We start from the raw sequence: 18,904 nt of genomic DNA, 5'->3' as shown, positions 1-18,904 counted from the left end.
CATATGGCAGGACATTCCAAATGGGCCAACATCAAGCACCGCAAGGGGGCGATGGACGCCAAGCGGGGCAAGATCTTCACCCGGCTGATCAAGGAAATCATGGTGGCCGCCCGGCTGGGCGGCGGCGACATCGACGGCAACCCCCGCCTGCGGACCGCCGTGGCCGCCGCCAAGGCGGAAAACATGCCCAAGGATAATATCGAGCGGGCCATCAAGAAGGGTACCGGTGAGCTGGAAGGGGTCGCCTACGAGGAGATCACCTATGAAGGCTACGGTCCCGGCGGCGTGGCGGTGATGGTGGAGTGCATGACCGATAACCGGGTGCGCACCGTGGCCGACGTTCGTTTTATGTTCAGCAAGGCCGGCGGCAACCTGGGAGAGAGCAACTGTGTTTCCTGGATGTTCGACCGCAAGGGCCAGATCCTGGTGGAGCGGGAGGCGACTTCGGAAGATGAACTGATGGAGGCCGCCCTTGAGGCCGGGGCCGAAGATGTGGTGGTGGAAGAAAGCACCTTCCAGGTGCTCACCGAACCCGACGACTTTGCCGCGGTGAGCGAGGCCCTGCAGGCCAAAGGGATTGCTTTTCTCGAGGCCTCCATTGCCATGATTCCCAAAAATACCGTGGAGGTCGGCGATGAACAAACCGCCCGGCAACTTATGAAGTTGCTGGACAGCCTGGAAGATAACGATGATGTTCAGCATGTGCATGCCAACTTCGACATTCCCGATGCAGTGATGGAGGCCATCTCCTGAGCGGAGGCGAACGAATTTTAGGGGTGGACCCCGGTTCGCGAATCACCGGCTACGGAATTATCGAGCAGGATGGTCCCAGGTTGCGTTTCATCACTTGCGGGGTGCTGCGGGTGGCGCGCTACGGTTCCCTGGCGGCCAGGATCCTCCGGATACACCAGGGTCTGGGTGAGGTGATCAGCCTGCATCGGCCCCACAGAATGGCGGTGGAGGAGGTGTTTGTAGCCGGCAACCCCAAAGCGGCTTTGAAACTTGGCCATGCCCGGGGAGTGATTCTGCTGGCCGCCATGCAGCATAACCTGCCGCTGGCGGAGTTTACCCCCCTGGTGGTCAAACAGGCGGTGGCCGGTTACGGGCGGGCCAGCAAGGAACAGGTGCAGCGGATGGTGCGATCCCTGCTGAACCTGTCGGCCAGCCCATCGGAAGATGCCGCCGATGCCCTGGCCGTGGCGATCTGCGGTGCCAACCATCGCAGCGACTGGTTAACCTTTACGGCCGGTTAAGCTGCAAGTGGTAAATGGGGTTAATTTAAGCGAGATGAATAAGTGATTGCTTCTTTGCAGGGAAAACTGGCCCATAAAGGGCCGGACAGTCTGGTGCTCCAGGTGGGCGGCGTAGGGTATGAGGTTTTTCTGCCCGCCTCCCGCCATGATCGCCTGCCGGCCGTCGGCGAAGAGCTTTTTTTGTATATTCAGACCGTGGTCCGGGAGGACTCCTTCAATCTTTACGGCTTTCCCGATAGTCGCGAGAAGAGAATGTTTCAGCTGCTGTTGGGGGTTTCCGGGGTGGGGCCGCGGTTGGCCATGAATATTCTCGCCGCCGCCGAGCCCGCTGCCCTGAGCCGGGCGATCATCGCCGGCGATATTGTTTTTCTGAAAAAATTGCCCGGGGTGGGGAAAAAAACCGCCGAACGACTGTGCCTGGAATTGGGCGACAAAATGGAATTCTTTCCCACGGCCACCACCGATGCTGGTACCGTCGTCGGGCCGGGTGCCGCGCTTTCTCCCTCCTCGGCGGCCGCCGCCGACTTCAATGAACCTTCCTTTCAGGACGCCTATTCCGCCCTTCTTAACCTCGGCTACCCGGCTTCCCAGGCCCGGGCGGCGCTGGAGGGTCTGCGGTCGGCTGCCGATGTCTCCCTTGAACTGCCGGTGGAAGAGTTGTTGCGGCAAGCCTTGAGGTCCTTGGCATGAATCGTAAACGTCCAGCAGCACCGCATCTTGCGGCGATCGACCCGGCTTGCGTACCTGAGGTACGCGGCGCCGGTTCGCTTGCCGCAACCTGCGGCACCGCTGAACGTTTACAGCCCGTTGTCTGGTTAAGTCATTTGCTCTTGGTGAGCGGTTAATATGAATCAGGAAGAGCGAGTTGTCAGCCCCGATGCGGTTACCGGGGATCTTTGCGAGGTGGCCCTGCGGCCCAAGCTGCTGAACCAGTATATTGGCCAGGAGCAGGTCAAGGAGAACCTGGAGATCGCCATTGCCGCCGCCAAAGGCCGGGGGGAGGCCCTGGATCATACCCTTTTTCACGGTTTTCCCGGCCTGGGCAAGACCACCTTGGCCTACGTGATCGCCAATGAGATGGGAGCCGGCATCCGGGTTACTTCCGGGCCGGTCATTGAGCGGGCCGGTGATCTGGCCGCCATTCTCACCAGTCTCCAGGAAGGGGATGTGCTGTTCATCGATGAAATTCACCGCCTTAACCATGTGGTGGAAGAGATCCTGTACCCGGCCATGGAGGATTTTGAACTGGACCTGGTGATCGGCCAGGGGCCGGGGGCGCGCAGCGTGAAGATGTCTTTGCCCCGCTTCACCCTGGTGGGGGCCACCACCCGTACCGGCCTGCTGACCCCGCCGCTGCGGGATCGCTTCGGTCTTTCCCTGCGCCTGGACTTTTATGCCCCGGAAGAACTGGTGGCCATCGTCAAGCGGTCGGCGGAGTTGCTGGGAGTACCCATTGACCAGGCCGGCGCCTTGGAGATCGGTCGCCGCTCCCGGGGCACCCCCCGGATCGCCAACCGGCTGCTGCGCCGCCTGCGGGATTTTGCCGAGGTCAAGGGTCGGGGCAAGATCACCGCCGAGATCGCCGATGCCGCCCTCAGCATGCTGGGGGTGGACCTGCTGGGTTTTGATGAAATGGACCGCCGGATTCTGCTGGCCCTGATCGACCGCTTCCAGGGGGGGCCCATTGGGCTGGAAACCCTGGCCACCATGGTCTGCGAAGAAAAAAACACCCTGGAAGATGTCTATGAACCCTTTCTGATCCAGGCCGGCTTTCTGGTCCGCACTCCCCGGGGCCGGATGGCTACCCGGGCCGCCTATGAACATTTCGGTCGCAATTTTCGCCCGGCTGCCGCGGTACCGGCCGCAAACCCCGAACTGTTTACCGATGCGCCGTCGCTGGCGGTCCGCAAGGCGGCCCAAAAACACAAGGAAGAATAGGTGGCAGCATGAGCCGAGCCGTGAAGACCGTTTGTGACCTGGCGGCGAAAAAGGCCGCCGGCGAGAAAATTACCATGCTTACCGCCCATGACGCCGCCTTTGGGGCTCTGGTGGACCGGGCCGGCGTTGATCTGGTGCTGGTGGGAGACTCCCTGGCCATGGTGGCCCTGGGGCATGATTCCACCGTGCCGGTGACCATGGATGAGATGATTCATCATGCCAAAGCGGTGCGCCGGGGGGTCAGGGAGGCTCTGCTGGTGGGTGATATGCCGTTTCTTTCTTATCAGGCCGGAGAGCGGGACGCCATCGTCAACGCCGGCCGCTTTCTCAAGGAAGCCGGTTGCGCGGCAGTGAAGCTGGAAGGCGGGGCCGAAGTGGCGGCGATTGCCGCCGCCGTGGTCCGGGCCGGCATCCCGGTGGTGGGGCACATTGGTTTGACGCCTCAAACCGCCGGCCAACTTGGGGGCTTTAAGGTACAGGGCAGGGATGCCGCCTCGGCGGCCAAGCTGGAGCATGATGCCCGGACCCTGGCGGCCGCCGGAGTCTCGGCCCTGGTGCTGGAGTGTGTGCCGGCTCTGCTGGCCGGGCGGATCACCGCCGAGCTGGCAATTCCCACCATCGGTATCGGCGCCGGACCCCATTGTGATGGCCAGGTGCTGGTTACCCATGATCTGCTGGGTCTTTTCCGGGACTTTACCCCCAAGTTTGCCAAGCAATACGCCCGGCTGGCCGACCAGGCGGATCAGGCCCTGGCCGCTTTTAAGCGGGAGGTGACGGCCGGCGAATTTCCCGCCGCCGAGCATTCTTTCGGGCCCCTGGTTGAAGAAAAAGGCGGCCTGGCCGATAAGTAGTCGTAAGATCGCATGCACCGCCTTGGCCGGAGGCGCTTAAGAAAGAGGTGAAAAAGGTCTAATCTATGGATTTAGCAACCTTAATAGGGGTGATCCTGGGCTCCGTGCTGCTGATGGGAGCCATTTTGTTGGGTGATGCCCCCGGGATTTTTTTCAACCCCCCGTCGGTACTCATCGTTTTCGGTGGCACCTTGGCGACGGCCATGATCCGCTTCAGCATGGCCGATGTGATCAACTCCGCCAGGATCGCCATGAATGCTTTCACCATGCGGGTCAACAACCCCCAAGAGGTGATTGCCGAGATCGTCAACCTGGCCCATGTGGCCCGCAAAAACGGCCTGATCGTGCTGGAGCAGCAGCCGATTACCGATCCGTTTTTGAAAAAGGCGATCATGTACTGCGTGGATGGGCATGAGGCGGAGTTCATCGAAGAGGTGCTGCAAAAGGAGGTGGAACTCACCCAGGCTCGTCACCTGGTGGGCAACCAGGTTTTCAACGGCATGGGAACTTCGGCCCCGGCCTTTGGGATGATCGGCACCCTGGTGGGGCTGGTGCAGATGCTGTCGGTCATGGATGATCCGGCGGCCATCGGGCCCGGTATGGCGGTGGCCCTGTTGACCACCCTTTATGGGGCGGTGCTGGCCAACTTCCTCTTTATTCCCATCGCCGACAAGCTGGCCCTGCGCAGCCAGGAAGAGGAGCAAAACCGGCAGTTGATCATTGAAGGGGTGCTGGGGATCCTCAAAGGGCTTAATCCCCGGGTGATGGAAGAATTTCTGGAAACCTTTCTGCCGCCCAAGGATCGTAAAAACAGCATGGCCAACCGGTAAGCAGCAATGGCTAGGAAGCGAACCAAAAAAGGACCGCCGCCGACGCCGGGGGCGCCCCTGTGGATGGCGACCTTTGCCGATATCGCCATTCTGCTGCTCTGCTTTCTGGTGTTGATTCTCTCTTTTTCCACCCTGGATGAGCCGAGTTTCCTCAAGGTAACCGGTTCCATCAAGCGGGCCTTCGGGGTGCAGGCGATTACCCCGGCCCACGAGATTCCAAAGGCAGAAAGAATTATTGCCACGGTGTTTGAAACCGTCCCTTTTGAAGTGCGGGAGCCGATCCAGCAGCTTTTTCGGGAACTGGAAGATGCCGGCCTGGTCACCGTTGAAGAAGATGAGGCCGGAGAGGTGACGGTGCGGATCAGAGATTCGGTGGCTTTTGCCTTCGGCCGGGCGGATTTGAAGGAAGATTTCAAGGCTCTGCTGGACCAACTGGGCGAGATCCTGGTGACCAGCCAGGCCACCATGGTGGTGGAGGGCCATACTGATAACGTGCCCATGCGGCCGGGGGCGCCTTTTTCCTCCAACTGGGCCCTGTCGGCGGCGCGTTCGGTGGCGGTGGTGGAATACCTGCTGGAACACTATGAAATCCCCCGGGATCGCTTGGCCGCCGAAGCCTACGCCGACAGCCGGCCGGTGGCACCCAACGATACCGCCGAAGGGCGGGCGGCTAACCGGCGGGTGGAATTTCGGATCAGGCCGGGGGAGGATTTGCGGGTGTTTGAGGGCTTCGAGGACTTTATCGACCTGGACCGGCAGTGAGTTGCCGGCCCGTTGGGGTGTCGACCATTATGCACAGGAGCGGGCTATGAGTGACGGACGAAACCGGAGAGGGGCGGTGCGGGCCACGGATCGGGTCCTGCTGGCCTACAAAAAGGTCTCGGCGGAAAAATTTGAAGACATCGCCGAAGATTATCGGCAGGGAATCTCCATTTATACCCAGGAAGGGTTGTCGGATATCCAAATGTATGTTGGGGCCCATGCCGCCCTGGACCGCTTGCGGGCCAAGGACCCGGATATGGCCGATTTTCTCCGGCACCTGGACAACAAAATCAACCTGCTGCTTAAAAGGGTCAAAGGTGAGCGCAGTGTTTTCGACGCCCTCAAAATGCAGAAGGTCAACCTCAGCGGAAAAGGGCTCTCTTTTTACTCCTTTGAGGCCTTTCAGCCCGGTGATCTGATCGAGGTGCATCTGGCCCTGCTGCCGGCCTACACCTTCCTTTACTTCTTTGTTCGGGTGGTCAAATGTGAAAGCGAGGGCGAGCACCAGGGTAAAACCATTTACCGGGTGGGGTCTGAGTTTGCCCTGCTGATGGAGGAAGATCGTGACAAGCTGGTGCAGCACAGCTTCAGGCAGCAGAGTATGGCCTTGCGCAGCCGCCGTTCGGAGAACGACCAGTAATGCGGATAATTAAGGCCGAGGAAATTGTGACGGCGGTACGCGGGCTGGTGGTGGCGGCGGCCTGCGACCTGGAACCGGACATCCTGGAGGCCCTGCTGCAGGCCAGGGACCGGGAGTCGGCGGAACTGGCCCGTAATGTGCTGGAGTTGCTGCTGGAAAATGCGGACATTGCCAGCCGGGAACGGTTGCCGGTTTGCCAGGACACCGGGATCGCGGTGGTGTTTGTGGAACTGGGGCAGGAGGTAAAGGTCGATGGCGACCTGATGGCTGCCGTCGAGGAAGGGGTGCGCCGCGGCTACCGGGATGGTTATCTGCGCAATTCGGTATGTGATCCGTTGACCCGGGTCAACACCAACGACAACACTCCGGCGGTTGTTCATCTGGAGCCGGTGGCCGGTGATTCCCTTACCCTGCGGCTGCTGCCCAAGGGGTGCGGCAGTGAAAACATGAGCGCGTTGGCCATGCTGCCGCCGTCTGCCGGTAAGCGGGGGATCATCGATTACGTGGTGGAGCAGGTGGTGGCCGCCGGTTCCAATCCTTGCCCGCCGGTGATTGTCGGGGTGGGGGTGGGGGGCAGTTTTGAAAAAGCGGCTTACCTGGCTAAGAAATCCCTTTGCCGCCCCCTGGGGCAGCCCCATGCCCGGCAGGATGCCGCTGAACTGGAGGCTGCCATCCTGGCCGAAATCAATAAGCAGGGGGCAGGGGTGCACGGGATGGGTGGCAACAATACGGCGTTGGCGGTGCACCTGGAACTGTTTCCTTCCCATATCGCCAGCTTGCCGGTGGCGGTTAATATTCAATGCCACGCCCACCGCCACAAAGAGCTCACCCTGTAATTGTAATCGAACAGCCGCACCGCATTTTCGGGCGATCAGCCAGGCTTACGTACAGGGGGTACGCCGCGCCTGGTTGCTTACCCGAACCTGCGGCACGGCTGTTCGGTTACAGCCCGTTAAACCGGTAGGTTAGTGCCCTTGGTGAACGCTTACCTGTAATTTGGTTGCTGCGAGGTTTGATGATGCCGAAGATATCCCCTGTTTCCCAGTTTTTGCAACAGTTGCGCCGGGTGGAGGTGCCGTTTAATCCTGCCGTGGTGGCCGAACTTAAGGCCGGGGAACTGGTAAGTTTGAGTGGTGTGCTCTACACCGGGCGGGATCAAACCCACCGGCGCCTCTGCGCGCTGCTTGATGAAGGGCGCCCTTTGCCGGTGGACCTGCGGGGGCAACTGCTGTACTACGTGGGCCCGACGCCGGCTCTGCCGGGCCGGGTAATCGGAGCCGCCGGCCCCACCACCAGTTATCGGATGGACGCCTATACTCCCCGGTTACTGGAGTTGGGGCTGACGGCCACCATGGGGAAAGGCCCTCGCTCGGAGGAGGTGCGCCAAGCCATGCTGGCCCATGGGGCCATTTATCTGGCCACCATCGGCGGGGCCGGTGCCCTGCTCTCCCGCTGCATCCGCAAAAGCGAACTGGTGGCTTTTGCCGATGCCGGAGCCGAAGCCATGTTCCGTTTCGAGGTGGAAAACTTTCCGGCGGTGGTGATCAACGACCTGGCCGGCAACGATTTCTACCGCCGCGTAAGCGATCACGGGGCACCCCACCTTGCGGCGATCAGCCCGGCTTGAGGAGGGGACAGTTTTGAAAACTGTCCCCGATTACGCTGCGCCGGTCTGCTTGCCGCAATCTGGGGTGCCCCGTGGCCGCTTACTCTTTGGAAGATCGTCTCGCAGGGGGTATTCTCAGTTACACCGTCGCAACTGATTGACCACGGGGGTTGCGAAGTAGGGATTAGGGAGTGCCCCGCTGGTTGAAAACCTGGAGCCCTTTGAGCAAGGTCAGGGCGGTTTGCAACTGGCGGTCGCGGGCCAGTTTTTCCCGTAATTCCTTGTCTTTATCGTCTTTTTTCTCTTCAGCTTCAGGCGTTTTTGGTTGCCGCCGATCGCTGTCCAGGTGGTGGAGCAGGTCGCGTTCCCGGAAAGTCATATGGGGCGGGGGCTGATCTTTCTCCGCCGCGGCAGTCGTGGCGTTGTTGGGCGGCTCGTTGTGTACTTCGATATCGGGGGTGATGCCCTTAGCCTGAATTGAAATGCCGCTGGGGGTGTAGTAGCGGGCGGTGGTCAGTCGCAAGCCGGCCCCATCGTTGAGCGGGATAATGGTCTGGACCGAACCTTTGCCGAAGGTGGGAGTGCCCAGAATTACCGCCCGCTGATGATCCTGCAGGGCTCCGGCCACAATTTCCGAAGCGCTGGCGCTGCCCTCGTTGACCAGTACCACCAAGGGAAAGCGGTAACGGTCGCGGCCACTGGTTTTCCGGGCTTCAAAGACCATGTTCTGCTCCCGGATCCGGCCTTTGGTGGAAACAATCACCCCTTCATCCAGAAAGACGTCGGCCAGCTGTACAGCCTGGTCCAACAGTCCACCGGGGTTGTTGCGCAAATCCAGGATTACTCCCTTCAGTTCTTCCTGTTTTTGAAAGTTGTTTAACGCCTCGCGGAAGTCTTTGGTGGTCTTGGCCTGGAAGTTGCTGATCCGAATATGGGCGTAACCGGGCTCCAGCAGTTCGGACTTAACACTGTAGATGGGAATAACCCCCCGTACAATGGTGATATCCCGGAACTCCGACCAGCCATCGCGGTGAATGGTTACGGTGACCTCGGTGCCTTCTGGGCCGCGCAGTTTTCTAACCGCTTCCATCAGCGAAATACCCTTGGTGGTTTCCCCGTCGATGCCGACAATCCGGTCGGCGGCCCGCAGTCCTGCTTTGTCGGCCGGGGTGCCTTCGATGGGGGCTACCACGGTCAGCATCCCGTCACGCATGCTGATCTCAATACCGATGCCGGTGAAAGCCCCCTTGGTTTCCATCTGCAGGTCCTTGAAATCGTCGGCTCGCAGATATGAGGAATGTGGGTCAAGGGATTGGAGCATCCCCCGGATGGCCCCTTCAATGGCCTCCTCGGGGTCCACTTCGTCCACGTAACTTTGCTGAATGATATGCAGAACGTTGGTAAAGGTTTCCAGGTGCCGGTAAGTATCCTGGGATTTGGCCGCCTGGCCGTCCGGAAGATGATAGAAGGCCAGCAAAAGGAAAAAGACGGCCCCCAGGCCGGGCAGGGCGAGGCGGGTCAACAGCTTGCGGGTAATTTTCATGGTACGATCTCAGCCAGGGTAAAATAAAATATCGGGCAAGCCACCTTGCAAGATGACTTGTCTTTATCGGTAAATGCTATCATGTTCCAGGCTTATAGACAATATTAATTGTCCATTTTTGCCTCCCCTGCCGGCCCGGTCATGGGTGGTACCGGCTCGGTGCCGCGTACATCAGTACACAAGCCGGGTTTGATCGCCACAAGATGCGCACCCCGTGACCGCTTACCGGTTGTCTTGCAGCCATTCCATGGGATCCAGGGTCTGGACCCCCTGACGGATCTCCAGGTAAAGCCGGCCTTCAGCGCCACCGGCTGCGGCGGTGGTGCCCATGATCTGCCCCGGCCGTGCCGGGGCGCCCTCCCGGGAGTTGATTTCGGCCAGCCCGGCCAGCAGGCTGAAATAGCGCTGCCCATGATTAACGATGATCATTTTGCCGTAACCGGGCATTTCCCCCACATGGGCCACGGTGCCGGCGGCCAGGGCTCTTACGGGCGCGCCGATGTCGGTTTTAATGATAATGCCGCGGCTTTCGCCAACCTCCCCAAGCGGACCCCGGATGGTCTGCCCGAATCCGGTGATCACCTTGCCCTCAACCGGCCAGCGGACGAGGCCTCGCAGGTTGGCAAAATCATCCTCCCCGGTGCCTGGTGTTGGGGTCGGGGAAGGGGCCGTGGCCCCCTCGCTTCCCGGTACCCGTTTGGACTGGTCGGTCAGGGTAGCGGTGAGGGCAATGGCCAGCAGATCCACGGCTTTGCTGATTTCCTGCTGGGCTTGCTGGTGCAACCGTTGCTGGTTTTGCACCCGGCGCAGCACCTCGGCCTGTTCCCGGCGGGTAGCTTGGAGCTGCTCTTCCCGGTTCTTGACCATGGCCTTGTCGGCCAGCAGCGCCTCTTCCAGTTGGGCCAGGTGTTGCCGGGCCTCTTGCAGGGTGGCGATCTGGTCGCGATAGCCGTTGATCAGAGTCTGGTCGTGCTCCCGGAGAAAGTGGAAATAATCCTGCAGTTCCAGCAGGTCAGGCAGGCTTTCGGCACTGAAAAGGATGTTGAGAATGGCCACTTCCCCGGTCTGGTAGGCGGCCGTGAGGCGACGCTGTACTTTTTTCCCGGCTCGCTCGTGGGCAGCTTTAAGCTGGGCCAGTTGATCCTGTTTCTGCGCTCTGGTCTGTTGGTGTTCTTCAAGGTGCCGGCTGAGGGTGGCCAGTTCCGTCTGTTGCTGTTCCACCTGCCGGTCCAAGTCGGCCAGTTCCGCCAGCAGCTCCTCGGCTCTGGCCCGGGCGGCGGCCAGACGATCTTCCTGCTCTGCCAGGTTGCGGCGCAACGACTCGAGTTTTTGCTGCTCTTCATCGGCCGTTTCATCGGCCGCGGCAAAGCCGTTCAGCGGGCAGCTTAAAAGCAGCAGCAAACAAAGGGGCAGCAGGGTGCGCAGGGGGAAGCGGCGCAGTGCTGCAACCATCCCGCAATCGTTGCTCAGGCCGATCCTGTGCTTGCTTGCCGGCATGCCGATTACACCCGCAGTGATTTATTGATTGCCGCCAGGCTGCTGAAAAGGCAGAGCAGGGCACTGGCACCGATGATCAGCACCAGCAGCCAGGATGGCACAAAGACCGGAGTGAAGAGGGCCAGGACGCCGGCACCTTCGAGTTGGGCGGCGGCCCATTGAAACAGCAGGTACAATAAACCCAGGCCCAGCATGGAACCCAGGCCGCCCTGCAGCAACCCTTCCGCCAGGAATGGTGTGCCGACAAAGGCCCGGTCGGCTCCCAGCAGGCGCAGGATCTCCAGTTCCTCCCGGCGGGCTGCCACGGTGAGCTGGATGGTGCGGGAAACGGTGAAAATCATGTTCAGGGTCAGCAGGGTGGCGCTGATCAGCACCACCACCCGCAGCAGGCGATTGAAGCTGTTAAAGCGCAGCAACCACTCTTGGCCGTACTGCACCCGGCTGACATGGGGCAGGGTGGTGAGGAAGTCGGCCAGTTGCTCCAGTTCGCCCAGCCCCAGCAAACCGGGGCGGGGGATGACTTCGATGGAGGGAGGCAGGAAGTCCGGCTCAAGATCGACCAAAATTTCCCGCTCCTCGCCCAAATGCTCGGCAAAGCGGGTCATGGCCTGTTGGCGGGAAACAAACCGGACCTCGGCGATATCGCCGAACTGGTGAATCTGCTCCCGGACCCGGGGCTGCATGGAGGGGTGGATCTCTTCAGCCAAGTATACCGTAAGCCTGAGGTCATCACCCAATTTGGCGCCGGCGGCCATCATGTTGAGATGGATCAGCAGGAAAAAGGAAAAAATCAGCACCGACAGGGCAACGGTCAGCAGGCTCATCAACTGGGTGGGCCAGGATCTTGCCAGGTTGCGGCCGGCTTGCTGCAGAATGGCGGCCAGAAAGGTAGAGAGGTGAGGTTTGCTCTTCATTGCCCCACTCCGTCCGATTGCAGTACGCCCTGTTCCAGGTGCAGCACCCGGTGTCCATGGTCGCGGTACAGTTTGCTGTCGTGGGTGGCGGTGATCACCGTGGTACCGGCGGCGGACAGCTCACGAAAAAGCTCGAGGATCAGCAGGCCGGTCTTTTCATCCAGGTTGCCGGTGGGTTCATCGGCCAGCAGCAGCGACGGCAAGTTGGCGGCCGCCCGGGCGATGGCCACCCGTTGCTGTTCACCCCGGGAAAGGGTTTCCACCGGGCGGCGCTCTTTGCCGGTCAGTTCCAGGTTTTCCAGCAGTTCACTGATCCGCCGATTGGTTTCTCGCCGGGAGCGGTAATCCACCTCCATGGCGATGGCGATATTACGGGCCACACTGAGCTGCGGCAGGAGGCGGAAATCCTGGTAAACCACCCCGATGTCCCGGCGCAGTCGCTGCTGCTGTGCCTGGTTGAGCCTGGCCCCTTCGCGCCCGTTGACCAGCACCATGCCGACATCGGGTTTTTCCTGCCGGCCAATCAGCCGGATCAGCGTACTTTTGCCAGCGCCACTGCTGCCGGTGATAAATACCAGTTCCCCCTTTTTGACACTCAGCGAGACATCCCGCAGTGCTACCACATCGGGGGGGTAGACCTTGCTCACCTTGAAGCATTCCACCATGGGGGTGGTTGTCGCTGTTTGCTTGACCATGCGGCAAATATAACCAAGATGAAAAAAAATTGACACCCTTTTCGTCGGTATTGTATAGACATACAGACAAAATCTTGCAAAGTCATGGGAAATTCATGGAGTAAGGAGCGGAGGGATGGCGATTTATGGCGTTAAAACAAGCTGACGGAAATCAGTGCCGGGAGCGGGAAGAAGCGCAGGGTTGCGCGGCCATCGTCGGCACCAGTGAACGGATCCGACAGGTTTTTGTGTTGATCCGCAAAGTTGCCGACGCCGACACCACCGTCCTGGTCAGGGGCGAGTCGGGTACCGGCAAAGAGCTGGTGGCCCAGGCTTTGCACCAGGAAGGGGGGCGCGGCCGGGGGCCCTTTATCGCCGTCAACTGCGGGGCCATCCCGGCGGAGTTGTTGGAAAGCGAACTCTTCGGCCACGAGCGGGGGGCCTTTACCCACGCGGTGCGTTCTCGCCCCGGCCGCTTTGAGTTGGCCCACGGCGGCACGGTCTTCCTGGATGAAATTGCCGAGATGAGCCCCATGTTGCAGGTGAAGCTGCTGCGGGTTTTGCAGGAGAAAAAGTTTGAACGGGTGGGGGGGACCCGCACCATCAGTTCGGATTTTCGGGTGGTGGCGGCCACCAACCGGGACCTGGAGCACGAGGTCAAAGAGGGGCGGTTCAGGGAGGACCTCTATTACCGCCTCAATGTCATTCCCGTCGATGCTCCGCCCCTGCGGGAGCGGATCTCGGACATCCCTTTACTGGTGGAGCATTTCATCGCCCGTTTCAATGTCAACCGCAGGAAGAAGATCCGGGGCATCAAGCCCGAGGCCCTGGATTGCCTGCAGCGTTACCCTTGGCCGGGTAATGTCCGGGAGCTGGAAAACACCGTGGAGCGGATGGTGATTCTGGCCGCCGGGCGTGAGTTGGGGCGGGAGGATATCCCCGAACGCCTGCTGGCCGGGATGGGTGCGGCGCCGGCGGGGCAGGAAAGCCCCGGCCCCGCGGCGCAAGCTGATTTGCCTACGGTCGCGGCGGGGCCGATCCCTCCGGCCGGCTTTGTCTTGAGCGAGGTGGTGGCCGAGTTTGAAAAAAGACTGATTGTCCAGGCCATGGAACAGACCGGCTGGGTCAAAAATCGGGCAGCCAAGCTGCTCAACGTTAACCGTACCACCCTGCTGGAGAAGATGAAACGCTATCGCCTCAACGGCCCGGAAGATGTTTAGGCCAGCACGCCGGGGCAGAGTGGCCAGGCGGTGGCTTCTGGCCGTGACTCCAGAGAGAGCCGGGCGCCCGCTGGCGTTGAAAGACCGGCTTAAATGGTTGCTGGTGCTGCTGCCGGTGGTGCTCTGCCTGGTGCTGACGGTTCCGCACCAGGCGGCGGCCGCTGCGGGCCAGGAGTTGTGGCAGAGCGCCGTCGGCGCGGCCGAGCGTGAAGATTGGCGGCGGGCGGCCATCGACTTTGAACGCCTGCATCGCGAGCACCCGACTTCCCCCTTTGCCGAGGAGGCCCTCTGGCGGGCGGCCACGCTGCGCAAGAAAATCGCCGCCACCGAACCCGATCCCGACTGGGAACGCATTAGAGATCTTTTTCGCCGTTTCACGGTGGAATACCCCGACTCCCCGCAGGCGGAAGAGGCCTACCTGGAGATGGGAATCGCTCACTTCAAGATGCGCTTTCTGCGTGAAGCCCTTACCTATTTCCGCCTCTTTGTCGAGCGCTACCCAGATTCGGAACTGGTGCCCCGGGCCCGCCACTGGCAGGCCCGTACCCTGATTGAAGTGGCCAGGGTGGATGAGGCCATCGAGATTTTCAAGGAACTCACCGAAGAGCCGGAGCTGGCTTTTCGGCTGGAGGTCATGACCAACCTGGGGCTGGCGTACGACCAGCAAGGGGCTTACTGGGAGGCTTTAGCCACCTTCCAGGAGTTGCAACGGGTGGCGCCGGAGGAGTATCACCTGCAAAACCCTGAATTCTTGCTGCTGCTGGGGCAGGCTTATTTTCGGGTCGGCCGCGAGCAGGAAGGGTATCAGCAGGTTTTTTCCTTTATCAACCTGGCCCCGGACTCGCCGCGTCGGCCCGAGGCGCTATTTGAACTGGGGGAAAGCCGGCGGCGCCAGGGCGAGCATGAAACAGCGCGGCGCCTGTACAACCGGATCCTGGAAGAAGGGAGTCCCGGGGAACGGGCCGTGCTGCTGGCGCGCTTTCGGCTGGCTGAATACCAGGATAAGGCCAGGCGCCGGCCCGATGATACTGCCACCCGGCGAGAGGTGCCGGGGCCGGAGACCGATGCTGTTTTCTACCAGGTGATCGAGCGGTTCGGCCATGAAGCCATTGCCAATGATGCCCGTTACGCACTGTATCGGCGTCACCTGGAGCGCGACGACCAGACCCTGGCGCGGGAGATGGCCCGCAGTTATGTGCGCCATGCCGAGCCGGGGCCGGATCCCCTCACCGGGGTCAACCGGGCCGGCGACCTGCTGGTTTTCCTGGTCGAGGCCCTGCTGGCGGAAGAGGAGTATCAGCGGGTCTACCAACTGTATCTCAATGAATTTCCCCATGTGGTCGCCTATGAACCCGGTCGCTTGCGTTATCTGATCGGCCAGGCCTTGGAAGAGCTGGCCCTTTACCCGCAGGCGGCGGTGGTCTATTACCGGGCGCTGGCCGGCGAAATGAGCCGGGAAGAACTGGTTGATCTTTATTATCGCCGGGTGGAGGTCTATTTCGCCATGGCCGATTATGATACCGCCGACCGGCTGCTGGCGCACCTGCGCCGGATTTACGACGGGGAGCCGGAGATGCCGGAGGTTTATTACCTCAGCGGCCGGTTGCGAGCCGCTGAATTTCGTTATGATGAAGCCCTGGAGTTTTATCGCCAGGCCTTTGCCCAGAAACCTCCCGAACGCCGGCGCGCCGCCCATGCCGGAAATTACCTGGCTACCCTGGAAGCCCTGGCCAGGTTTGCGGAAATGAACCGGGTTATGGCGCGGTTTCAGGAAGAGCAGTGGCTGGAGCCCGAGGGTTTGCAGCGCTGGTTCCGCCGCACCGGAGATGGTTTGCGCCGCCAGGGCCTGAGCGAGCAGGCTGAAGCCGCGTACCAAAACGCTCTGGCCGAGGGTCTGCCGACGGCGGGTCCGGATTACCAGGCCGCCAACTTGTATCTCGGTCGCCTGCTGGCCGAGCGCCGGGAGGCCGAGACGGCCCGGGAGCACTTGCAGGCCGCCATTGCCGGCCCCGACCAGATGTATGCCCGGATGGCCCAAAACTATCTTAACCAGTTGGAAATCAACCTGGCCACGGCCGAGATGCAGAGCCTGTTTGCTCAATGAGTCAGTTATCGTTTGATAAGGCCGACCAGTTGCGGGAATTTTTCTTTGCCATGCTGGAGAGTATCCCCGGCGGCCTGCTGCTGGCCGACCGCCAGGGTCAGCTTTTGGCCGCCAACCGGCAGGCCGGGGCCATGCTGGGTTTGGCCGGGGTCTCCATCATCGGGCGGAGTTGCTGGGAGTTGCTGGAGCGCGCCCTGGAACTGGAACAGTCGGCCCTGGAGCCGTTGCGGCGGCCGGGCGGCCGACTGCTCATCGAGCAGGAAGAGGGGCGGGATCGTGGTGGCCCCCGCTATCTGCTGATCGCCCGTAATGAATTGCAGAGCCCTTTTTTTGACGTGGGTGGTTTTTTTCTCTCGTTGGAAGATGTAACTTACCCGGCCATGGTGGAAGATCATTTGCACCGCCGCAAGCGGTTTGCCGCCATCAAGGAGCTGGCCGTTTCTCTGAGTCAGGAGTTGCGCAACCCCTTGGGCGGCTTGGAGTTGTACGCCTCCATGCTGGAGCGCGACCTGGGGGATGATCCCGATTACCGGCGGATCACCGGCCGGATGCTGGCCGCCATCAAGACCATGAATCACCTGCTGGACAACGTGCTGACCTTTGCGGTCCAGCCGCGGCCGGAAATGAAGCCGCTGGCCGTCAAGCCATGGCTGGATAAAGTACTGGCCGACCTGGCCCCGCTGGGTGAGGCGACGGGGGTGCGCTTTGCCGCCCGATACGGCCATCGGCAAAAGGAGATCTGCGGTGATGCGGCGATGCTGGAGCAGATGATGCTTAACCTGGGGCTCAACGCCCTGGAAAGCATGCCCGAGGGAGGCGAGGTCGAACTGGTTACCCGCAGTCTGCCGGCCAGCCGCCAGAGCCCGCCGTTGCTGGAAATCCGCTGGGTCGACCGGGGGCGGGGGATTGCCGCCGACCAGCGGGACAGGATCTTTGACCCCTTTTTTACCACTAAAGATGGCGGCAAAGGCTTGGGGCTGGCCATTGTCCACCATATCGTTGAAAGCCATCGGGGCTTTATCCGGGTGGACAGCAGCCCCGGTCACGGCTCGGTGTTCAAGGTGTTCTTGCCCGACAACGTAACTCAGGAATAAGATGATGGGCGCGATGGGCCGAAAAATACTGGTTGTTGACGACGAACAGAATATGCGTGTTGCCCTCTACGAGGCCTTGAGCCGTGGCGGTTACGAGGTCAAGGTGGCGGAAAACGGGCGCATGGCCCTGGAGATGGTGGAAAGCGAAGCCCCCGACCTGGTGGTCACCGATATCCGGATGCCGGAGATGGATGGTATTGCCATGCTGCAGCAAATCCAGGCCGTCCGGCCCGGCCTGCCGGTGGTGATCATCACCGGGTATGCCACCGTGGAGACGGCGGTGGAGGCCATGAAGCAGGGGGCGGTGGATTACATTCTCAAGCCTTTCCCGGTTGAGGTGATCGAAGAGACCATCAAAAAGGTTATGCGCCAGCAGCCGCGCCCGGCTGCCGTTGCTCCGGCCGCCGAAACCGGCTCGCCGCCGCCGGGTCGGACCGATGAAGGGTCCCGCACGGTGATCGGCCGCGACCGCCACTTTCTGCGGCTGCTGGAACGGGCCCGGACGGTGGCTTCCAGTAAGGCCACGGTCCTGGTGCTGGGGGAATCAGGCACCGGCAAAGAGGTCTTTGCCCGCTTTATCCATCATGTTTCCGATCGCAAGGCCGGTCCTTTCGTCGCCCTGAACTGTGCCGCCCTGCCGGAGGGCTTGCTGGAAAGCGAATTGTTCGGGCATGAAAAGGGGGCCTTTACCGGGGCGGTGATGGCCAAAAAAGGCAAGTTTGAACTGGCCCACGGCGGCACCCTGCTGCTGGATGAAATCGGGGAAGTGCCCCTGCATCTGCAGGCCAAGCTGTTGCGGGTGCTGCAGGAAGAGGAGGTGGATCGGCTGGGCGGCAAGGAGCCGGTCAAGGTGGACGTGCATGTGGTGGCCACCACCAACCGTGACTTGGCCGAAGCGGTGAAAGATGGCACCTTTCGCCAGGATCTCTATTACCGCCTCAATGTTATCCCCATTCGCCTGCCCTCCCTGCGGGAGCGCCCCGATGATATCTTTCTGCTGGCGGATTTCTTTATTGAAAAACACAGCCGGCGCTACAACAAGCCCTTGAAAAAGCTCTCCGCCGCCGCCCGGCAGCGTTTTCTTGACTACGACTGGCCGGGTAATGTGCGGGAGATGGAAAATCTGCTGGAGCGGGGGGTGCTGCTCAGCAATGGTGATGAGCTGGAACTCTGGGACTTCTGGGATGATGAACTGCCCCCGGAACCGGCAGCGTCAGCGGAGCTTCCGGAACCTTCGGGGCCGGCCGACGCCGAGCCCGTCGATGCTGCCGAGCCGGAGGCCTCACCGCCCACGGTTGCCACCGAGGCGGTTGCAGCAGAGGCCTCCGGCTCGCCCGATTCGGCCGCGACCCTTGATAGCGCCCTGGCCGGGCGCAGTCTGCGTGAGGTGGAGCGGCAGATGATTCTGCAGGCCCTGCGGCAGACCGATGACAATCGTACCCATGCCGCGAAAATGCTGGGAATCAGTGTGCGCACCCTGCGCAACAAACTCAATGAGTATCGCAACCAAGGCTCTCTTTAATCTGGCACACGGTTTGCATGTGAAAATGGGCAACAGTTAATCCCCGTAGTAGGCAGCAAGGAGGATGTTATGCCCATCAATAAACTGTTCGGCGGTACCATTGAAGTGATGCATCACTCCCTGAATCTGCGCAACGAGCGCCAGGGCATGATTCAGTCCAACATCGCCAACCTCGAAACCCCAGGTTACAAGGTCCAGGATTTTCCCTTTGAGCGGGTGATGGCGCAGGTGGTCAGCGGTCAGGGCCAAGTAGCCCGGACCAACCCCCGCCATCTCGCCATTGATCCGGTGGAAGCGGCCCGGGCCGGGCGTTTCCGCGAGGAAGAGCGGCCGGTGGATCTGGATGAAGAGATGCTGAAACTGTCGGAAAATCAGATGATGTATCAGGTGGCGGCGCAACTGATCGCCAAAAAATTTGAAGGGTTGCGTCATATAATTGACGAAGGAGCGAAATAG

19 protein-coding genes are annotated in these 18,904 nt (G+C 61.1%); 15 read left to right on the top strand and 4 right to left on the bottom strand.

Annotation, left to right across the window (positions count from 1 at the left end; genetic code table 11):
* Positions 1–3: 3 nt before the first annotated feature.
* From DAAHT2_RS06160 to DAAHT2_RS06115, 10 genes are all read left to right on the top strand, one after another.
* Positions 4–753: a YebC/PmpR family DNA-binding transcriptional regulator gene (locus tag DAAHT2_RS06160; protein WP_013163435.1), complete on the top strand. Its 750-nt coding sequence runs from the start codon at positions 4–6 to the stop codon at positions 751–753.
* Positions 750–1,253, top strand: coding sequence for a crossover junction endodeoxyribonuclease RuvC (ruvC, locus tag DAAHT2_RS06155; protein ID WP_013163434.1), 504 nt, complete (start codon positions 750–752; stop codon positions 1,251–1,253). Before DAAHT2_RS06160 ends, ruvC begins: the two co-directional genes overlap by 4 nt.
* A gap of 42 nt (positions 1,254–1,295) precedes the next feature.
* The gene (gene ruvA / locus DAAHT2_RS06150; protein WP_013163433.1) at positions 1,296–1,943 is read left to right on the top strand and encodes a Holliday junction branch migration protein RuvA; all 648 of its coding nucleotides are present in this window, start codon (positions 1,296–1,298) and stop codon (positions 1,941–1,943) included.
* 156 nt (positions 1,944–2,099) lie between these two features.
* On the top strand, positions 2,100–3,191 hold the full coding sequence (gene ruvB / locus DAAHT2_RS06145) for a Holliday junction branch migration DNA helicase RuvB (protein WP_013163432.1): 1,092 nt from the start codon (positions 2,100–2,102) through the stop codon (positions 3,189–3,191).
* Between the two features lie 8 nt (positions 3,192–3,199).
* The gene (gene panB, locus DAAHT2_RS06140; protein WP_013163431.1) at positions 3,200–4,042 is read left to right on the top strand and encodes a 3-methyl-2-oxobutanoate hydroxymethyltransferase; all 843 of its coding nucleotides are present in this window, start codon (positions 3,200–3,202) and stop codon (positions 4,040–4,042) included.
* Positions 4,043–4,107: 65 nt separating this feature from the next.
* Positions 4,108–4,872, top strand: a complete 765-nt coding sequence (locus DAAHT2_RS06135) for a motility protein A (protein WP_013163430.1) — start codon at positions 4,108–4,110, stop codon at positions 4,870–4,872.
* 6 nt (positions 4,873–4,878) lie between these two features.
* On the top strand, positions 4,879–5,634 hold the full coding sequence (locus tag DAAHT2_RS06130) for an OmpA family protein (RefSeq protein WP_013163429.1): 756 nt from the start codon (positions 4,879–4,881) through the stop codon (positions 5,632–5,634).
* A 46-nt stretch (positions 5,635–5,680) separates the two neighbouring features.
* Positions 5,681–6,274 carry a PilZ domain-containing protein gene (locus DAAHT2_RS06125; RefSeq protein ID WP_013163428.1) on the top strand — a complete coding sequence of 198 codons (594 nt, stop codon included), beginning with the start codon at positions 5,681–5,683 and terminating at the stop codon, positions 6,272–6,274.
* The gene (locus DAAHT2_RS06120) at positions 6,274–7,110 is read left to right on the top strand and encodes a fumarate hydratase (RefSeq protein WP_013163427.1); all 837 of its coding nucleotides are present in this window, start codon (positions 6,274–6,276) and stop codon (positions 7,108–7,110) included. Before DAAHT2_RS06125 ends, DAAHT2_RS06120 begins: the two co-directional genes overlap by 1 nt.
* A 182-nt stretch (positions 7,111–7,292) precedes the next feature.
* Complete coding sequence (locus tag DAAHT2_RS06115) at positions 7,293–7,901, top strand: FumA C-terminus/TtdB family hydratase beta subunit (RefSeq protein ID WP_013163426.1); 609 nt, start codon at positions 7,293–7,295, stop codon at positions 7,899–7,901.
* A gap of 163 nt (positions 7,902–8,064) precedes the next feature.
* Here the strand turns inward: DAAHT2_RS06115 and DAAHT2_RS06110 are convergent, their stop codons facing one another.
* From DAAHT2_RS06110 to DAAHT2_RS06095, 4 genes are all read right to left on the bottom strand, one after another.
* Positions 8,065–9,423, bottom strand: a complete 1,359-nt coding sequence (locus DAAHT2_RS06110) for a S41 family peptidase (protein ID WP_013163425.1) — start codon at positions 9,421–9,423, stop codon at positions 8,065–8,067.
* A gap of 222 nt (positions 9,424–9,645) precedes the next feature.
* Complete coding sequence (locus DAAHT2_RS06105) at positions 9,646–10,920, bottom strand: murein hydrolase activator EnvC family protein (RefSeq protein ID WP_013163424.1); 1,275 nt, start codon at positions 10,918–10,920, stop codon at positions 9,646–9,648.
* 5 nt (positions 10,921–10,925) lie between these two features.
* Entirely contained in the window at positions 10,926–11,834 is a 909-nt protein-coding gene (locus tag DAAHT2_RS06100; RefSeq protein ID WP_013163423.1) for a cell division protein FtsX, read from the bottom strand.
* Positions 11,831–12,529: a cell division ATP-binding protein FtsE gene (locus tag DAAHT2_RS06095; RefSeq protein WP_218915054.1), complete on the bottom strand. Its 699-nt coding sequence runs from the start codon at positions 12,527–12,529 to the stop codon at positions 11,831–11,833. The genes DAAHT2_RS06100 and DAAHT2_RS06095 overlap by 4 nt, the downstream gene beginning before the upstream one ends.
* A 125-nt stretch (positions 12,530–12,654) precedes the next feature.
* On the opposite strand from DAAHT2_RS06095, the gene DAAHT2_RS06090 reads away from it, so the two are divergent.
* From DAAHT2_RS06090 to flgB, 5 genes are all read left to right on the top strand, one after another.
* The gene (locus tag DAAHT2_RS06090) at positions 12,655–13,728 is read left to right on the top strand and encodes a sigma-54 interaction domain-containing protein (protein ID WP_013163421.1); all 1,074 of its coding nucleotides are present in this window, start codon (positions 12,655–12,657) and stop codon (positions 13,726–13,728) included.
* A 43-nt stretch (positions 13,729–13,771) separates the two neighbouring features.
* The gene (locus DAAHT2_RS06085) at positions 13,772–15,832 is read left to right on the top strand and encodes a tetratricopeptide repeat protein (protein ID WP_162014298.1); all 2,061 of its coding nucleotides are present in this window, start codon (positions 13,772–13,774) and stop codon (positions 15,830–15,832) included.
* Positions 15,829–16,926, top strand: coding sequence for a two-component system sensor histidine kinase NtrB (locus DAAHT2_RS06080; protein ID WP_013163419.1), 1,098 nt, complete (start codon positions 15,829–15,831; stop codon positions 16,924–16,926). Before DAAHT2_RS06085 ends, DAAHT2_RS06080 begins: the two co-directional genes overlap by 4 nt.
* 4 nt (positions 16,927–16,930) lie before the next feature.
* On the top strand, positions 16,931–18,448 hold the full coding sequence (locus DAAHT2_RS06075) for a sigma-54-dependent transcriptional regulator (protein WP_013163418.1): 1,518 nt from the start codon (positions 16,931–16,933) through the stop codon (positions 18,446–18,448).
* Between the two features lie 69 nt (positions 18,449–18,517).
* Positions 18,518–18,904 carry a flagellar basal body rod protein FlgB gene (flgB, locus tag DAAHT2_RS06070; protein WP_013163417.1) on the top strand — a complete coding sequence of 129 codons (387 nt, stop codon included), beginning with the start codon at positions 18,518–18,520 and terminating at the stop codon, positions 18,902–18,904.

This window comes from Desulfurivibrio alkaliphilus AHT 2 (genome assembly GCF_000092205.1).
In the GTDB taxonomy this organism is placed as follows: domain Bacteria; phylum Desulfobacterota; class Desulfobulbia; order Desulfobulbales; family Desulfurivibrionaceae; genus Desulfurivibrio; species Desulfurivibrio alkaliphilus.
The sequence above is the reverse complement of the archived record's forward strand: the minus strand, read 5'-3'. Positions and strand labels throughout refer to the sequence as shown.

Coding starts and splice junctions, on each gene's coding strand:
- DAAHT2_RS06130 (WP_013163429.1), top strand. CDS start 4,879: ATGGCTAGGAAGCGAACCAAAAAAGGACCGCCGCCGACGCCGGGGGCG.
- DAAHT2_RS06110 (WP_013163425.1), bottom strand. CDS start 9,423: ATGAAAATTACCCGCAAGCTGTTGACCCGCCTCGCCCTGCCCGGCCTG.
- DAAHT2_RS06090 (WP_013163421.1), top strand. CDS start 12,655: ATGGCGTTAAAACAAGCTGACGGAAATCAGTGCCGGGAGCGGGAAGAA.
- flgB (WP_013163417.1), top strand. CDS start 18,518: ATGCCCATCAATAAACTGTTCGGCGGTACCATTGAAGTGATGCATCAC.
- panB (WP_013163431.1), top strand. CDS start 3,200: ATGAGCCGAGCCGTGAAGACCGTTTGTGACCTGGCGGCGAAAAAGGCC.
- DAAHT2_RS06105 (WP_013163424.1), bottom strand. CDS start 10,920: ATGCCGGCAAGCAAGCACAGGATCGGCCTGAGCAACGATTGCGGGATG.
- DAAHT2_RS06100 (WP_013163423.1), bottom strand. CDS start 11,834: ATGAAGAGCAAACCTCACCTCTCTACCTTTCTGGCCGCCATTCTGCAG.
- DAAHT2_RS06115 (WP_013163426.1), top strand. CDS start 7,293: ATGCCGAAGATATCCCCTGTTTCCCAGTTTTTGCAACAGTTGCGCCGG.
- DAAHT2_RS06160 (WP_013163435.1), top strand. CDS start 4: ATGGCAGGACATTCCAAATGGGCCAACATCAAGCACCGCAAGGGGGCG.
- DAAHT2_RS06075 (WP_013163418.1), top strand. CDS start 16,931: ATGGGCGCGATGGGCCGAAAAATACTGGTTGTTGACGACGAACAGAAT.
- DAAHT2_RS06120 (WP_013163427.1), top strand. CDS start 6,274: ATGCGGATAATTAAGGCCGAGGAAATTGTGACGGCGGTACGCGGGCTG.
- ruvB (WP_013163432.1), top strand. CDS start 2,100: ATGAATCAGGAAGAGCGAGTTGTCAGCCCCGATGCGGTTACCGGGGAT.
- DAAHT2_RS06135 (WP_013163430.1), top strand. CDS start 4,108: ATGGATTTAGCAACCTTAATAGGGGTGATCCTGGGCTCCGTGCTGCTG.
- DAAHT2_RS06125 (WP_013163428.1), top strand. CDS start 5,681: ATGAGTGACGGACGAAACCGGAGAGGGGCGGTGCGGGCCACGGATCGG.
- DAAHT2_RS06095 (WP_218915054.1), bottom strand. CDS start 12,529: ATGGTCAAGCAAACAGCGACAACCACCCCCATGGTGGAATGCTTCAAG.
- DAAHT2_RS06080 (WP_013163419.1), top strand. CDS start 15,829: ATGAGTCAGTTATCGTTTGATAAGGCCGACCAGTTGCGGGAATTTTTC.